The sequence below is a fragment of the Flavobacterium xylosi genome, from assembly GCF_042787345.1.
GTDB classification, from domain to species: Bacteria; Bacteroidota; Bacteroidia; order Flavobacteriales; family Flavobacteriaceae; genus Flavobacterium; species Flavobacterium xylosi.
Genome location: NZ_JBHZPZ010000001.1, coordinates 339,504 through 353,662, shown reverse-complemented (window position 1 = coordinate 353,662; position 14,159 = coordinate 339,504). Strand labels below are relative to the sequence as shown.

Genomic DNA, 14,159 nt, shown 5'->3' with positions numbered 1-14,159 from the left:
AGCCTATTTTTTAAATCAGAAGTATAGCCAGTGTAAAATTGATTATCTTTTTCACTTAGCAAAACGTAAACATAATAATACATAAGTTCAATTTTTTTATCCAACGGGGTGAACAATCTGATTTTGGTACGAAGCCGAAAGATTATTTTTTAAAATATAGTCGTTATTATAGATAATTACATCCTCATTAGTAATGTCAGCAACGGGTTTTTCTCGATAGAAAATCAGGAAAGATTTTAAGGCTTCGCTATAGGTAGTTATGGTGCTTTCGCTATAGCGTTTAGAACGCAGCCATTGCTTGAATTTCTCTATTTGGGCAATTCCTTCGGCAGAAGGGAGTGAATTTGCCAAGGGTCCTATGTTGAAACGTTCTCTGTTTTCAGTGGTGTCCGGGAGATGCCAAACGGTCTTTTGCTGGCTCCATCGTGCTCCTTCTATTTGTTTTATCCTGGAAATCAGGTCTTGATTTTTCTCGAAATAAACGGCAATTCTGCTTTCGTCTTTATGCTTGATGAGTTTTGCTGTCCAGATCATATCGTGTTGATTTTGTGAGGGTAAGATAGTGATTATTTTTACAAATATCGTTTGATTAAGCCAAAGCTTCTTGTGGTATTGAGGCTGTTTTGCGTGAGGGGTAGTAGCGGCATCCTTTTGTGCAATGCAATGGAACAAAAGATACCGCGGATGACCCGACCTTGTTGCGGTGAAAAATGGGTTTTAGTGCTAATGGTTCCGCAACGAGGACACGCCCAAATTATAGAGGTCAGCACGCGGATTGACTTTCTTATTCGAAATAATTTTAAACAAAAAAGGTAGTGTACTTTGCGGAAAACTTTGCGAACTTTGCGGCAAAAGTAAAGAATATGAAAATCAACTTGAAAAACGGAATCGATAAACTCCTTTTCGGAATGAAACAGAATGATGTTACGGCGATTTACGGTAAGCCGGACCGGAATTATAAAGACGAAGACAACAATGTGATTTTCGCTTATAATGCACTCAAAATGCGTTTGACGTTCTATGTGGAAGAAGATTTGAAATTAGGTTATATAGTAGCTTCGAGCCCGGATTTGGAATTATTCGGGACGACAATTATCAATAAAAAAATCAGTGAGGTCAAAAAAGAATTAGCTCCAAAAGGACTGATTAAATTCACACAGGAAGAATTTGATACTTTTGAAAACTATTTTAATGAAGAGAACTGGATTATCTTTCAGACCGAATTTGACGAGGTGGTGAAATTTGAGATTGGTGCGATTATCAATCAAAAAGATGAATTTGACTGGAAATTTGGGAAGAAATAATAGTGTTGATTGAGGTCTTATAGCACACAGATGACAAGGATGCTGCAGAAAAAAACGGATTTTGAAACTGTTTTTTTGAGCCATGAAAATCCGTTTAAGTTGTCTAGTTCGTGTGTTGCATTTTTGATTAATAGGATTCATCGAAAAGGATTGAAATAAAAAACCCGTCTCGTTTTTAGGAACGAGACGGGTTTCTTTATGTAATGCTTTAGCTGTTTTACTTTTTTGGTACGGGTTGTTTTTCAAACATTTCCAATTCGAAAACAAGATTGGTGTTTGGCGGAATTACGCCTCCGGCCCCTCTTTCTCCATACGCCAGTTTTGAAGGGATGAAAATCACCGCTTTGTCCCCGTAAGACATTAAGGCCAGTGCTTCCAGGAATCCAGGAATCATGCCTTCTTTTTTACCTGCTTCAAAAGGAAAAGCTTGGTATCCGTTTTGCGCGGCTCTGTTAGCATCGTATTTTCCGTAGGCTTTAGAAACGTCTTCGTAGCTGCTGTCAAATAAGGTTCCGTCTTCAAAATATCCTGCATAATGAAAATAGAAAGTGGAACCGTCAACTGGTTTTACTCCATTTCCTTTTTGAACGATTTTATACGCTAAGCCAGAAGCCGTTGCAGTTGCACCTGCTTTTGCAGTGGCAAGGTAAGCCACTTTTGCGGCGATAACGGGAGCATATTGCTGTGTGTATGCTTTTTTGCTTTCTTCCTGAATTGCTGCTTGCTTTTTTTGATTTTCGGCATCAATCAAAGCTTGTTTTTTAGCGTCTTCCGCTTTATTGCCATAATAATCTGCAAATACTTTTGGAGCGTCAAACTTTTTAGCTAAAACTCCTTTTCTGGTAATCGTAATCTTAGTAATAACATCATTTTGCGCAATCAAGTTCACAATGGTCATTCCTTGGGTGACATGACCAAAAATAGTGTGTTTCCCGTTTAACCAAGGAGTGTCTTTATGGGTAATAAAAAACTGGCTGCCATTAGTAGTTGGTCCTGAATTGGCCATCGCCAGAATACCGCCTTTATCGAATTTTAAATCGGTAAATTCGTCTTTGAACGCATAACCGGGTCCGCCAGATCCATTTCCTGAAGGATCACCGCCCTGAATCATAAAATCTTTGATGACTCTGTGAAATTTTAAACCGTCAAAAAAAGGTTTCCCTTTTAGTTTTTCGTCCAAAACAGAAGTATTTGTTCCCTCAGACAGTGCAATAAAGTTCGCTACAGTGACAGGTGTTTTTACGTATTCCAGTTGAACGACAATATCACCTTTGGTAGTCGAAATTGTTGCGAAAATCCCTTCGGTCGCAACGGGAACTTTTGGAGTTACCTTAACTGCAGTTGTTGGTTTTTTAGCGGTAACCGGTTTCTTTTTAACTTGGGCTTGCATGTTGAGTACTCCCAAAAACAATAAAAATAGAATTTTAAATTTCATTTTTCTAATAATTTAAGTCCGACAAATTTTTTAGTTGTTATAAAATATTATTGGGGCATGGATTCTAATAATTCAATATCGAAAATAATATTTGCATTGGGAGGAATTACTCCACCAGCGCCTGCTGCACCATAACCTAATCTTGAAGGAATAAAAATCACTGCTTTATCTCCAAAAGATAATTTCTCCAATCCTTCAATGAAACCAGGAATCATGCCATCTTTTTTTCCTGCTTGAAAAGGGATTGGTTGGTATCCGTTTTGTGCTGCTCTGTTTTCATCGTATTTTCCGAAAGTTTTGGCTACATCAGCAACACTTGCGTCAAATAATTCTCCATCTTCAAGAAAACCGGCATAATGAATAAATACATTAGCGCCATTAGCTGGTTTTTTGCCACCGCCTTTTTTAATTATAACGTATTTTAAACCAGAAGGAGTTATCGTTGCTTTGGCTTTTAAGTCAGCGAAATAAGCAATTTTTTGATCACGTACTTCTTTGTATTTTGTATTGTAGATTCTTTTGTTTTCAGCATCAATAGCCAATTTTTTCTTTTGGTTTTCTGATTCTACTGCAAAATAATCATGGAATGTTTTTACTGCGTCAAACTTTTTTGCCGCTTCGCCATTTCTGATAATGGTCACTTTATTCATGTAATCGTTTTGTTCGATTTTATTGACTACTTCCATTCCTTTATCAACAACATGTCCAAAAATAGTATGTTTGCCTTCTAGCCAAGGGGTTGCAACGTGCGTTATGAAAAACTGGCTGCTATTAGTCGTTGGACCGTTATTGGCCATAGCCAAAACACCCTCTTTATCAAACTTCAAATCAGAAAATTCATCTTTAAATTTATATCCTGTGTCGCCAGATCCCGTTCCTAATGGATCTCCGCCTTGAATCATGAAATCTTTAATTACTCGGTGGAATTTTAATCCGTCAAAAAACGGTCTGTTTTTAAGATTTTTATTGGTGACAAATTCATTTTTTCCTTCCGCCAATGTCACAAAGTTAGCCACTGTGATTGGGGCTTTTTCAAAATCCAATTGTACAACGATATCTCCTTTGTTGGTTTCAATTTTGGCATACAAACCATCAGGAAGATTATTGTGTTCTTCTTTGCAAGAATAAAACGAGGCAATTACAAGGAATACGAGAAGGATGCTTTTTTTCATACGAAGTTTATATTTATTTTTTATTTGGTTAAGGTATCTTGTGGTTTAGTTTCAGTTATTACTTCTGGTTTTGCCACAGGAGTGGTAACAGGAGCCGTTGTTCTTATTTCATTCTGTTTTTTATAGACTGCTTCCGGCATGAAATCACGCAAAGTCACGATACAAAGTAAAGGTTGATTAACGCCAATTTTCTTGTTGTCACCATGATAACCAAAGCCCATGTGAGAATTGAAAAGGAAATTTACTTTCTCTTTTTTATGCATTAATTTTATCCCGTCTCTCAAACCCATCATGATATTCTGTTTGTCAACGTAATATATTTGTGGTCTCAATTCCACTTCAGAATAAATGACATTTCCTTTTAAATCTTTTATTTCATAATCAAAGAAAGCTACATCTCCTTTTTTGGGAGTTAGTGTATCCAATTCGTTTTTTGTGATGTAGGAGTACCAATATCCTTTTGTGGAAGCGATAAATTTTACGTTTGCATTTCTTTTGATTACAGCATCAATTTGTGCTTCTTCGCCTGAAATTAATTTTTTATTTCGCTCAATCGACTTCTTCATAAAACTTCCTGAAGTTTGTGAAATAGGTCTTCTGGCCTCCTGATGTTGTTTACAACTGGAAACTAATAGAGCTAAAAATAATACAATTGCGAGTGCATGGTTGTTTTTCATGATGTATTATAGTGTTAGTTTTTGTACTAAATCTTCAAATTTCTTTACCGTTTCCGCCATCGTAAGTTCTGATTTTCCACCGGCAGCATTGCGATGTCCGCCACCATGAAAATGATCTCTTGCAAATTGATTGACATCAAAATCACCTTGGGAACGGAACGATATTTTGATGATTTTTTCTTCTTTGTTTTCAATAAAAATAGCGGTAAAATCAATTCCCTTGATGCTTAAGCCGTAATTTACAATTCCTTCTGTGTCGCCTTTCACATAATCAAAAGAGTTTAATTCATCTTGTGTTAGCGTTGTATAAGCCGTTTTATGCTCTGGTATCACTCTCATATTTTGAAGTGCTCTACCTAATAATTGCAAACGCCCGTAAGAACTATTATCAAAAAGCAAAGTTGGAATCTCCGTATTTTCGACACCTAAATCAATTAATTCGGCAATAATTCGATGTGTAATACCGGTTGTTTTTGGAAAACGAAAGGATCCTGAATCCGTAAGAATTCCAGTATAAATGCAAGTGCCAATAGTTTTGTCAATATCTGCTTTTTTACCAAGAAGACAAATGAAGTTGTATAACATTTCGCAAGTAGAGCCAAAAGAGGTATCGGAATACGTAAATGCGGCATAATCATCCGGTTTTTGATGATGGTCAATCATGATGAACGGAGCGGTTAGTTTTTCGAGTGCCTTTTCCATTATTTCACCTGTACGGTGCAAAGCATTGAAATCTAAAGTAAAAATTAACTCTGCTTCCTCCAGGATTTTGGTGCAGCTATCTTTGTCTTTTTCGTATATTTTAACGGTTTCGGATCCCGGCATCCAGGCCAGGAAATCAGGAAATTCATTTGGGGAAACCACAACCGGATGGTGGTTGTTTTTTAATAAAAAATGATACAATCCTAAAGTAGAACCCATAGCATCGCCGTCAGGACCTCTATGTGGGATTATGGCAATTTTTTTTGGAGTTGATAATAACAACTCTATCGCTTGAATGTCTTGTATTTTCATAGAGTGCGAAATTACATTTTTTTAATGTAAAGTTGAAATCATTAACACGATTTTCACCTATTACAAAAGCTCAATGTATTTATTTTTCATTTTTTGGTATAAACGGTATTTTGGACCTTTTACAATCTGGGCTTGGTAAATCCCCACAGATCCCGAAGAAAAATAAGCGATTAAACAAGCCACGCCGATAAAAACACCGCTTTCTATGCCAAAAAGTTCCATGCCCATGACCGTGCAGGCAATAGGAGTGTGGGTCGCTCCCGCAAAAACAGCGACGAATCCCATTCCCGCCAAAAGCGCAATAGGCAAGGGCACAACTACTGATAAAGCACTTCCTAAAGTGGCTCCAACAAAGAATAGCGGAGTTACTTCTCCTCCTTTGAAACCGGCACCAAGGGTAAAACCGGTAAACAGTATTTTGATCAGAAAATCATAAGAAGCGTTTGGAGTTGAAAAAGCATCAACAATCACAGGAATGCCTAAACCCATGTATTTTGTAGTTCCGATAAAATAGATAGTAACTGCAAGAATAATTCCGCCAATAAAAGGACGAAGCGGAGGAAATGCTATCGTTTTTGAAAATAAATTTTGCCACAAGTGAGTGCTTCGTGAAAATAACATGGCGGCTAAGCCAAATAATAAACTGACGAGAATTGTCCAAAATATAGAAGTGAAACTGATTTCAGGAACAACAGGAATGCTGTAAAGGGTATGTTTTACTTGCCAAAGTTCGACTGTAAAATAAGCTATGTACGCTACCGCAAAAGAAAGTACACTGCTTTTAAAAGTAATTTTGCTGAAATATAAAACTTCCAAAGCGAATAAGGCTCCCGCCAAAGGTGTTCCGAAAATGGAAGCAAAACCGGCACTGATTCCTAAAATCAGGACTGTCTTTCTTTCGGAATTATCAAGTTTAAAAAGGCTTGTGAATTGATCGGCAATGGATCCTCCCATTTGTACTGCTGTTCCTTCACGGCCGGCTGAACCTCCAAAAAGGTGGGTGATTAACGTTCCTAAAAGTACCAAAGGCGCCATTTTTAGAGGAATGGTTTTTTTAGGATTGTCATATTCTTCTAATAAAAGATTATTGCCTTTTACCACTTCTTTGCCCAAATAGTAATAGCCTAATCCTATAATAAGGCCTCCTATTGGCAAAAGCCAAATGATCCAGTTATTGTTTTCTCTAATTTGTGTAACCCATTCTAAAGCAACTAGGAAAAATGCGGAAGCGGTACCGGAAAAAAGTCCTATCAATAGGCAAATGGAAACCCATTTGGAGGTAAGAAATAGGATTTTTTTTATTTTTTCAAAATTCATTAGATTCAAAACTAGAATTGGTTCGGCTTTTTTTTTGCGAAAGTATTACAATCCTTCTTGAATTAATGGTTTTTCGGTGGCTATAGCGGTAAATTCTATTTCTACCAGATATTCTGGACCTACTAACTTGCTAATTTCATAAAAGCCAGTTGTCGGTTTTATGTCTTTAAAAAATTTGGCATGGGCAGAAGCAACAGCTTCAAAGTTGTTAATGTCAGTAGTGAATATTCGAGTACGAATGACATCTTTCATGCCTACATTCAGGTCTTCGAGAACTTTCTCCACTCTTGTAAGTATGTTTAGTGTTTGAGCATGCGCATCATTGGCTTTGACCACTTGGCCATCAACAATTGCCACTGTCCCGGAAACTTCAATGATATTCCCAATACGGACTGCCCGACAATAGCCCATTTTATCTTCCCATGGGGAACCGGTCAATATGTTTTCTCTTTTCATTTTTACTTATTTAGTGGATAATAACGCTTATTTTTTCAAGTTTTAAAATACAATTTCAATTTTTGGTATATTTTTTGCAATTTATAAAAAATAGTAAAATAAAAAACACTGGTTTTTAATTAAAAACTTCAATTTTTATAAAGGTATTTCAGAAAATTAAATGTTCTTAAATGTAATAAAATTGAAAATTGAATGTTATAAATGAAAGTTAAATTACACCCCGTTTGTGATTTAATAGCGACAGTTTTTTTATTTTTAAAAAAAAATATAAGCAGTAAATAAATTAATATACAAGCGATGAAAAGGATTCTATTTTTAATGATGATAGTTGGTGTATCTTTGAGTGGATATGCACAAAATGAATTTAGCACAAAATTTAAAGCGGTTACGCCTAAAAACAAGGGCCTAAAAATTAAAGAAGTAACTCCGCCAAAGGTAAATTTGCCTGAAATTAAACCTTATATACCGATTGAGATACCCAAAAATGATTTTATTGTACCCAAAAATGATGTTATTATTCCAGGAGAGGTTTATAAAAAAAATCAGGATTTAGGGAATTTCAACACTACTTCAGTTACAGCCAAGGTAAGATATCGTGACGCCGCCTATGTGGATGGCGATAAGATTCGAGTATATTTAAACGATAAGATGATTCAGCCTGAGGTTATTTTGAATGGAGAATTTAAAGGTTTTGAAATCACGTTGGAAAAAGGTATTAACAAGATAGATTTTGAAGCATTAAACGAGGGCTTTGCTGCACCTAATACGGCAGAATTTCAGGTTTATGATGATAAAGATACTGTTGTTGCATCAAATCAATGGAATATTGGGCTGGGTTATAAGGCAACCATTATATTAATGAAAGAATAATTTAGAGGTTCTAAATTGATTTGCTGCAACTCTAAATGTAATATTGGATTTTTATGGTGGTGCAGTAGTAGTTTTAAACTTAAAAAAATTATTAAATAACTTTTGATAGCATATGAAACAGGTTTTGTTGTTTATAATGATTTGTATTACACTAAAAGGCTATGCTCAAAGTGAGTTTAGTTCCAACAAGTTTAAGGCGATTGCGCCGATAAATAGAACTCCAAAAACTAAAAAAATTATTCCACCGGAATCGGCTTCTCCTCCTATAACAACTCCAAATGTTTTTAAAAGTCCGGATCTTATAAAGCCGAAGGCTAGTGCTTTTTCGATGTTGACTAAAAATGATTTTATTAATCCAGGAGACGTTTATAGAGACAAACTCAATAAAAAGGTCGAAAACGAAGAAGGGACGGTTTATAGGAGAAATCAAAATTTAGGTGATTTTAAAACTGCTTCGGTTACGGCCAAGGTACTTTATCGAGATGCCGCTTATGTTGATGGCGATCAGATCCGAGTATATTTGAATGACAAAGTGATTCAATACCAAGTGGATTTAGAGAGCGATTATAAAGGTTTCGAAATAGTATTGGAAAAAGGATTTAACAAGATAGATTTTGAAGCATTGAATCAAGGGAGTTCTGGGCCTAATACGGCACAATTCCAAGTGTATGATGATAAAGGGGCGCTGATTTCGTCGAGTCAGTGGAATCTTGGAACGGGTTTTAAAGCGACTATTATCCTTGTAAAAGAATAAAAGTATACTTGTAGAGAATTAAAAAAACCCGTTGGATGTAAATCCAACGGGTTTTTGATTTAAAATATTTTTTTTACTAAAACGGATCAGCTGTAACTCTAAATTTCATATCCGCTTTTATTGTTATGTCTTTGGTTAGTGTTTCTTGGATTACTGCTTTTGTTCTTATTTTATAACTTGGTGCCTTAATGTATTTGTCTAGTTTGGCATCTGTTACTTTTAAATCTAATACGTTACTGGTAGATTTAATGTCATCTAAATAAGCGAGTTCTATTTCATCATTCGCATCTGTAGAAATATATAAATGGATTGATTTTAAGAAACTGAATGTTTTATCAGTTGGATTCGTTATGGTTAATTTTAATTCTTTCAATTTTGCATCTTTAACCAAATCTGCTTTAGTATTGTTATTTTGAAATTCAGCACTTGAATTTGTGGTAACATCGGGCGTAACTATTTCAGAAGCGATATTAACCGGAAATCCACTTGCAATAGTAAAAGAAGTCTGATTGGAAACGGTAAAGGTTAAAAGTTGATCTACTACACTGCAGGAAGCTATAAATAAGGCTACTAGGGTAATTAGGGCGTACGTTTTTGTTTTCATTTAAATTATTTTATAAGTGTAAAAAATTGTCTCTGTTATAATTAAGGGGCAAAAGTATAACTATATTCGGTATAATAACTCTTTAGGTTTTTAAATATTGCCATGTTAATACGATTAAAAGGAATTATAAACGGCCGAAGCGTAAAATAAATTAAAGATTTTCAAAAATCAATTTTTCAATTCAAAATATAAAAAGTATTTTTGCGCATGCAACACAACGTACTTATTTTAGATTTCGGATCGCAATATACACAGCTTATTGCGCGTAGAGTTCGCGAATTAAATATATTCTGCGAAATTTTCCCATACAATCATTTTCCGAGTGATTTATCATCTTATAAAGCAGTAATTCTTGGAGGAAGCCCTTTTTCTGTTAGAGGAGAAGATGCACCACATCCTGATTTATCTCAAATTAGAGGGAAACTACCTTTGTTAGCCGTTTGTTACGGCGCACAATATTTATCCCACTTTAGTGGTGGTGAAGTCGCTGCTTCAAACACTAGAGAATATGGTAGAGCAAATTTATCGTATATAAAGGAAGATGAAATTTTCTTTGAAGGAGTTTCAGAGAATAGCCAAGTTTGGATGAGTCATAGCGATAGTATTAAAGCTTTGCCAACAAAGGGAATAAAACTGGCAAGTACTCATGATGTAGAATTTGCTGCCTATAAAATTGAAGGTGAAACTACTTATGCGATTCAATACCACCCGGAGGTTTTTCACTCTACGGATGGATCAAAAATGCTGGAAAACTTTTTGGTGAAAATAGCGGAAGTTCCTCAGAATTTTACACCAAATGCTTTCGTTGAAGAAATGGTAGCAGAGTTAAAAGAGAAATTACAAGACGATAAAGTGGTTCTTGGACTTTCTGGGGGAGTAGACTCTACCGTAGCGGCAGTTTTATTGCATCAGGCAATCGGGAAAAACTTATATTGTATTTTTGTAAATAATGGATTACTTCGTAAAAACGAATTCCAAAATGTATTAGATCAATACAAAGGAATGGGTTTGAACGTAAAAGGAGTAGATTCCGGAGATCGTTTCTTATCTGAATTAGCAGGTGTAAGTGACCCGGAAACCAAACGTAAAATTATCGGACGTGTATTTATCGAAGTTTTTGATGATGAATCACACCTTATAGAAGATGTAAAATGGTTGGCTCAAGGAACCATTTATCCAGATGTTATTGAATCAGTTTCTGTAAAAGGACCTTCAGCAACAATCAAATCGCACCATAATGTAGGAGGGTTACCTGATTACATGAAATTAAAAATTGTGGAGCCGCTTCGTATGCTTTTCAAAGATGAAGTACGCAGGGTAGGAGCATCATTAGGAATCGATCCAGAATTATTAGGAAGACACCCTTTTCCGGGTCCTGGATTGTCAATTAGAATTTTAGGGGATATTACTCCTGAAAAAGTAAGAATTCTACAAGAAGTAGATTTTGTTTTTATCGAAGGTTTGAAATCTTGGGGATTGTATGACAAAGTTTGGCAAGCGGGAGCTATTTTGCTTCCGGTGAACAGTGTCGGTGTTATGGGTGATGAGCGTACCTACGAAAAAGTAATTGCACTTCGCGCTGTTGAATCAACTGATGGTATGACTGCTGACTGGGTTCATTTACCGTATGATTTCTTGATGAAAGTGTCTAATGATATTATTAATAAGGTAAAAGGCGTAAACAGAGTCGTTTACGATATTAGTTCAAAGCCGCCTGCAACAATTGAATGGGAATAGACGTTTAAATAGAGTTCCTTCTCTTTGGCAGCGATTATTTTTTAATGTCCTTTATATAAACGGTATCAGATTTTGGAATAAAATTTGATACCGTTCTGTTATTAATAAGTGAATAATTTTTTATAAATAAAAATGATGAAGTATTTTATTACAGTTTGCATGGCTTGTTTGTTTTTTACATTCAGCGTTTCCTCACAGGAAAAAAACCTGACACATAAGGTAGTAAAAGGGGAAACAATCACTCAGATTGCACAAAAATATAAAGTTACTCCACAGGATATTTATCAATTAAATCCCGATGCGCAAAGTGGTTTAAAACCAAATAGTGTTTTGTTGATTCCAAAAAGTTCAGCAAAGAAAACTACAGTTGCTCCGGCTAAAACGAATTCACAAGCAAAAACCCATTTAGTAATTGCTAAAGAAACGCTTTTTGGCATTAAGAAAAAATATGGAGTTTCCGATGAGGCATTAAAAAAAGCGAATCCTTTTCTGGAGAAAGAAGGGTTGCAAATAGGACAAACGCTGGTTATTCCTTCAAATGCCGCTACGAAGACTGCAATTGCAACTGCAAAACCTTTAATTGTAAAAAAAGAAGCCGTCGTTTATCATGAAGTTTTAGCTAAGGAAACAAAGTATTCCATTGCTAAAAAATATGGAATTACCATTGCAGAACTAGAGAAAAAAAACCCAGAAGTTGTTTCTAATTTGCCTGTTGGATATAAATTGATAATTAAAGGAAATGCTCCAAAACTGGATAAAGTTTTTGTAATTGATTCGAAAAAAGAAGTAGCAAAACCTAATCCGGTAAAAGTAGTCGCAACAATCAGTTATGTGAATTATGAAGTAAAATCGAAAGAGACGCTTTATAGTTTATCAAAAATGTTTGGGATGCGTCAGGAAGAATTACTTGCTTTAAATCCTACTTTAGCTTATGGAGCCACTGAAGGAATGGTCCTAAAAGTACCATCAACTATTGCGATGCCACAGGAAAGCAAAAAAACATATAGCAGTTTGTCTAAAAAAAGCGGGAACAATGACCGAAAAAAAGTAGTATTACTGATGCCTTTTAATATGAACACTATTGAAGGGGATACGATCAATACCACTGCTATGCGCTTGAAAAAGGATAAATTTTTAAATATGACTTTGGATTTTTATGCGGGTGCAATGTTCGCTATAGATTCTGCGAAACAACTTGGGCTTTCCATTGATGTAAGTGTTTTTGATTCTCAGGAAACAAAAAATGCTTCAAACGTCGCTGCTATTATCAAGGAAAATAATCTGGAAAATGCGGATGCAATAATTGGTCCTTTTTATCAAAGTAATGTGGAGAAAACGGCAGAATTATTGAACGCAAATCAAGTTCCTGTTATTTCGCCTTTGTCAAAAGATATAGGAAAAGCATTTAGTAATTTATACCAAACCATTCCAACCATCACAGCTGTTAAAAATGCAATGTTTGATTACATGAGATCAAAAGAGGGCAATATTATAGCGGTAGTAGATAAGAAGAAGGAATCAGTTATACAGTATATTAAAGAAAATCAGAAAGACGTACGATTCTCAGCTCTAAATGCAAACGGAACTTTGTCAGCTGACAATTTGAAGAGTTTGTTTGTTAAAGACAAAATAAATTACGTGGTTATGGAAACTGGAAATACCAGTATGATAAAAGCAACTATTGCGACGATGATGAATGCTATGGCAACTTATAAAGTGCAATTGGTTATTTTAGAGCCAAATGAAACATTAGACACGGATGAGATTAATTTTGTAAATCTGACAAAATTAAAACTGATGTATCCATCCATGACTCGCGATAATGAATCAGCAGAAGCTTTGCAGTTTGAAAACAGCTTCAAAAAAATAAATAAAATTTTCCCTAGTACCTTTGCAACGCGAGGTTTTGATATTACTTTTGATACCATGATGCGATTATCACAAGGTAAAACATATCAGGAAATGGCCGATGCTACAGCAACGGAACAAGTAGATAATAAATTCGAATATTATAAAAAACCAGACGGAGGATACACTAATAAAGGCGTTTATATCTTGTATTACGACACTGATTTAACCATAAAAGAAGCTAAATAATGACATCAAAAGTAACATACTTAGGTGATTTAAGAACATCATCAATACATGTACAATCTGGAAATGAAATCATATCGGATGCACCTTTAGATAATAATGGAAAAGGCGAGGCTTTCTCTCCAACGGATACGGTTGCCAATGCTTTGGCAAGTTGTATGATGACCGTTATGGGAATAAAAGCGCGTGATATGAATATTGATTTGAAAGGATCTACCGCTGCAGTAACAAAAATCATGAATGCCGAACCAAGACGAATAGGGGTTATAGAAGTTACTTTTGAAATGGAAGGAACAGATGATCAAAAGAACATCACTATTCTGGAGAGAACCGCGATGACCTGTCCCGTTTTCATGAGTCTGAATACAGAAATAGAGAAAAAAATTACTTTCAACTGGAAATAAAAAAAGTCTGGAAGCAAGAGACAAGAACAAGAAAGAGTATTTTCTCCTGTTCTTGTCTCTTGCTTCCTTATTAAAAAAATGGATCAAAACCAAAAAAAACTCGTCAAACTAGCGCATACTAAAATGCCTTTCGGTAAATATGAAGGCAAGTTTCTTATCGATTTGCCAGAATATTACGTGGTTTGGTATAGTAATAAAGGATTTCCAAAAGGGGAGTTAGGGGAACAGCTACAATTGATTTACGAATTAAAACTCAATGGACTGGAAGAGTTAATTCGAAATATAAAAAAACGGTACCCAAAACCGATTTAATTTTTAAAT

The 14,159-nt window shown here is 35.3% G+C and carries 15 protein-coding genes; 7 read left to right on the top strand and 8 right to left on the bottom strand.

Annotated elements, in window-relative coordinates:
- Positions 1-96: 96 nt before the first annotated feature.
- On the bottom strand, positions 97-534 hold the full coding sequence (locus tag ACFX5E_RS01585) for a site-specific integrase (RefSeq protein WP_379853416.1): 438 nt from the start codon (positions 532-534) through the stop codon (positions 97-99).
- Positions 535-863: 329 nt separating this feature from the next.
- Here ACFX5E_RS01585 and ACFX5E_RS01580 point away from each other — a divergent pair, with 329 nt between their 5' ends.
- On the top strand, positions 864-1,304 hold the full coding sequence (locus ACFX5E_RS01580; RefSeq protein ID WP_379853415.1) for a hypothetical protein: 441 nt from the start codon (positions 864-866) through the stop codon (positions 1,302-1,304).
- A 217-nt stretch (positions 1,305-1,521) separates the two neighbouring features.
- On the opposite strand, the gene ACFX5E_RS01575 is transcribed toward ACFX5E_RS01580, so the two are convergent.
- The 6 genes from ACFX5E_RS01575 to ACFX5E_RS01550 are packed head-to-tail and all read right to left on the bottom strand — an operon-like array spanning position 1,522 to position 7,375.
- Positions 1,522-2,739 carry a peptidylprolyl isomerase gene (locus ACFX5E_RS01575; RefSeq protein WP_379853414.1) on the bottom strand — a complete coding sequence of 406 codons (1,218 nt, stop codon included), beginning with the start codon at positions 2,737-2,739 and terminating at the stop codon, positions 1,522-1,524.
- Between the two features lie 47 nt (positions 2,740-2,786).
- Complete coding sequence (locus ACFX5E_RS01570; protein WP_379853413.1) at positions 2,787-3,911, bottom strand: peptidylprolyl isomerase; 1,125 nt, start codon at positions 3,909-3,911, stop codon at positions 2,787-2,789.
- A 20-nt stretch (positions 3,912-3,931) separates the two neighbouring features.
- Complete coding sequence (gldI, locus tag ACFX5E_RS01565) at positions 3,932-4,588, bottom strand: gliding motility-associated peptidyl-prolyl isomerase GldI (RefSeq protein ID WP_379853412.1); 657 nt, start codon at positions 4,586-4,588, stop codon at positions 3,932-3,934.
- 6 nt (positions 4,589-4,594) lie between these two features.
- A complete protein-coding gene (locus ACFX5E_RS01560) occupies positions 4,595-5,602 on the bottom strand; it encodes a DHH family phosphoesterase (RefSeq protein ID WP_379853411.1) in 1,008 nt (335 codons plus the stop codon).
- A 60-nt stretch (positions 5,603-5,662) separates the two neighbouring features.
- Positions 5,663-6,919: a voltage-gated chloride channel family protein gene (locus ACFX5E_RS01555; RefSeq protein WP_379853410.1), complete on the bottom strand. Its 1,257-nt coding sequence runs from the start codon at positions 6,917-6,919 to the stop codon at positions 5,663-5,665.
- 45 nt (positions 6,920-6,964) lie between these two features.
- Complete coding sequence (locus ACFX5E_RS01550) at positions 6,965-7,375, bottom strand: RidA family protein (protein ID WP_379853409.1); 411 nt, start codon at positions 7,373-7,375, stop codon at positions 6,965-6,967.
- Positions 7,376-7,672: 297 nt separating this feature from the next.
- Between ACFX5E_RS01550 and ACFX5E_RS01545 the strand changes: the two genes are divergently transcribed.
- On the top strand, positions 7,673-8,245 hold the full coding sequence (locus tag ACFX5E_RS01545) for a hypothetical protein (protein WP_379853408.1): 573 nt from the start codon (positions 7,673-7,675) through the stop codon (positions 8,243-8,245).
- Between the two features lie 136 nt (positions 8,246-8,381).
- The gene (locus tag ACFX5E_RS01540; protein WP_379853407.1) at positions 8,382-8,999 is read left to right on the top strand and encodes a hypothetical protein; all 618 of its coding nucleotides are present in this window, start codon (positions 8,382-8,384) and stop codon (positions 8,997-8,999) included.
- A gap of 76 nt (positions 9,000-9,075) precedes the next feature.
- Here the strand turns inward: ACFX5E_RS01540 and ACFX5E_RS01535 are convergent, their stop codons facing one another.
- The gene (locus tag ACFX5E_RS01535) at positions 9,076-9,603 is read right to left on the bottom strand and encodes a hypothetical protein (protein ID WP_379853406.1); all 528 of its coding nucleotides are present in this window, start codon (positions 9,601-9,603) and stop codon (positions 9,076-9,078) included.
- Between the two features lie 207 nt (positions 9,604-9,810).
- On the opposite strand from ACFX5E_RS01535, the gene guaA reads away from it, so the two are divergent.
- The 4 genes from guaA to ACFX5E_RS01515 all read left to right on the top strand — a co-directional run bounded on the left by guaA (position 9,811) and on the right by ACFX5E_RS01515 (position 14,150).
- Positions 9,811-11,340 (top strand): glutamine-hydrolyzing GMP synthase, encoded by a 1,530-nt coding sequence (gene guaA / locus ACFX5E_RS01530; protein WP_379853405.1) that lies wholly within the window; start codon positions 9,811-9,813, stop codon positions 11,338-11,340.
- 132 nt (positions 11,341-11,472) lie between these two features.
- A complete protein-coding gene (locus ACFX5E_RS01525; RefSeq protein WP_379853404.1) occupies positions 11,473-13,437 on the top strand; it encodes a LysM peptidoglycan-binding domain-containing protein in 1,965 nt (654 codons plus the stop codon).
- Positions 13,437-13,838, top strand: coding sequence for an OsmC family protein (locus tag ACFX5E_RS01520; RefSeq protein ID WP_379853403.1), 402 nt, complete (start codon positions 13,437-13,439; stop codon positions 13,836-13,838). Before ACFX5E_RS01525 ends, ACFX5E_RS01520 begins: the two co-directional genes overlap by 1 nt.
- A gap of 78 nt (positions 13,839-13,916) precedes the next feature.
- On the top strand, positions 13,917-14,150 hold the full coding sequence (locus ACFX5E_RS01515) for a DUF3820 family protein (protein ID WP_379853402.1): 234 nt from the start codon (positions 13,917-13,919) through the stop codon (positions 14,148-14,150).
- Positions 14,151-14,159 lie beyond the last annotated feature (9 nt).

Coding starts and splice junctions, on each gene's coding strand:
- ACFX5E_RS01515 (WP_379853402.1), top strand. CDS start 13,917: ATGGATCAAAACCAAAAAAAACTCGTCAAACTAGCGCATACTAAAATG.
- ACFX5E_RS01585 (WP_379853416.1), bottom strand. CDS start 534: ATGATCTGGACAGCAAAACTCATCAAGCATAAAGACGAAAGCAGAATT.
- ACFX5E_RS01555 (WP_379853410.1), bottom strand. CDS start 6,919: ATGAATTTTGAAAAAATAAAAAAAATCCTATTTCTTACCTCCAAATGG.
- ACFX5E_RS01570 (WP_379853413.1), bottom strand. CDS start 3,911: ATGAAAAAAAGCATCCTTCTCGTATTCCTTGTAATTGCCTCGTTTTAT.
- ACFX5E_RS01540 (WP_379853407.1), top strand. CDS start 8,382: ATGATTTGTATTACACTAAAAGGCTATGCTCAAAGTGAGTTTAGTTCC.
- ACFX5E_RS01580 (WP_379853415.1), top strand. CDS start 864: ATGAAAATCAACTTGAAAAACGGAATCGATAAACTCCTTTTCGGAATG.
- ACFX5E_RS01535 (WP_379853406.1), bottom strand. CDS start 9,603: ATGAAAACAAAAACGTACGCCCTAATTACCCTAGTAGCCTTATTTATA.
- ACFX5E_RS01560 (WP_379853411.1), bottom strand. CDS start 5,602: ATGAAAATACAAGACATTCAAGCGATAGAGTTGTTATTATCAACTCCA.
- gldI (WP_379853412.1), bottom strand. CDS start 4,588: ATGAAAAACAACCATGCACTCGCAATTGTATTATTTTTAGCTCTATTA.
- ACFX5E_RS01550 (WP_379853409.1), bottom strand. CDS start 7,375: ATGAAAAGAGAAAACATATTGACCGGTTCCCCATGGGAAGATAAAATG.
- ACFX5E_RS01520 (WP_379853403.1), top strand. CDS start 13,437: ATGACATCAAAAGTAACATACTTAGGTGATTTAAGAACATCATCAATA.
- guaA (WP_379853405.1), top strand. CDS start 9,811: ATGCAACACAACGTACTTATTTTAGATTTCGGATCGCAATATACACAG.
- ACFX5E_RS01525 (WP_379853404.1), top strand. CDS start 11,473: ATGATGAAGTATTTTATTACAGTTTGCATGGCTTGTTTGTTTTTTACA.
- ACFX5E_RS01545 (WP_379853408.1), top strand. CDS start 7,673: ATGAAAAGGATTCTATTTTTAATGATGATAGTTGGTGTATCTTTGAGT.
- ACFX5E_RS01575 (WP_379853414.1), bottom strand. CDS start 2,739: ATGAAATTTAAAATTCTATTTTTATTGTTTTTGGGAGTACTCAACATG.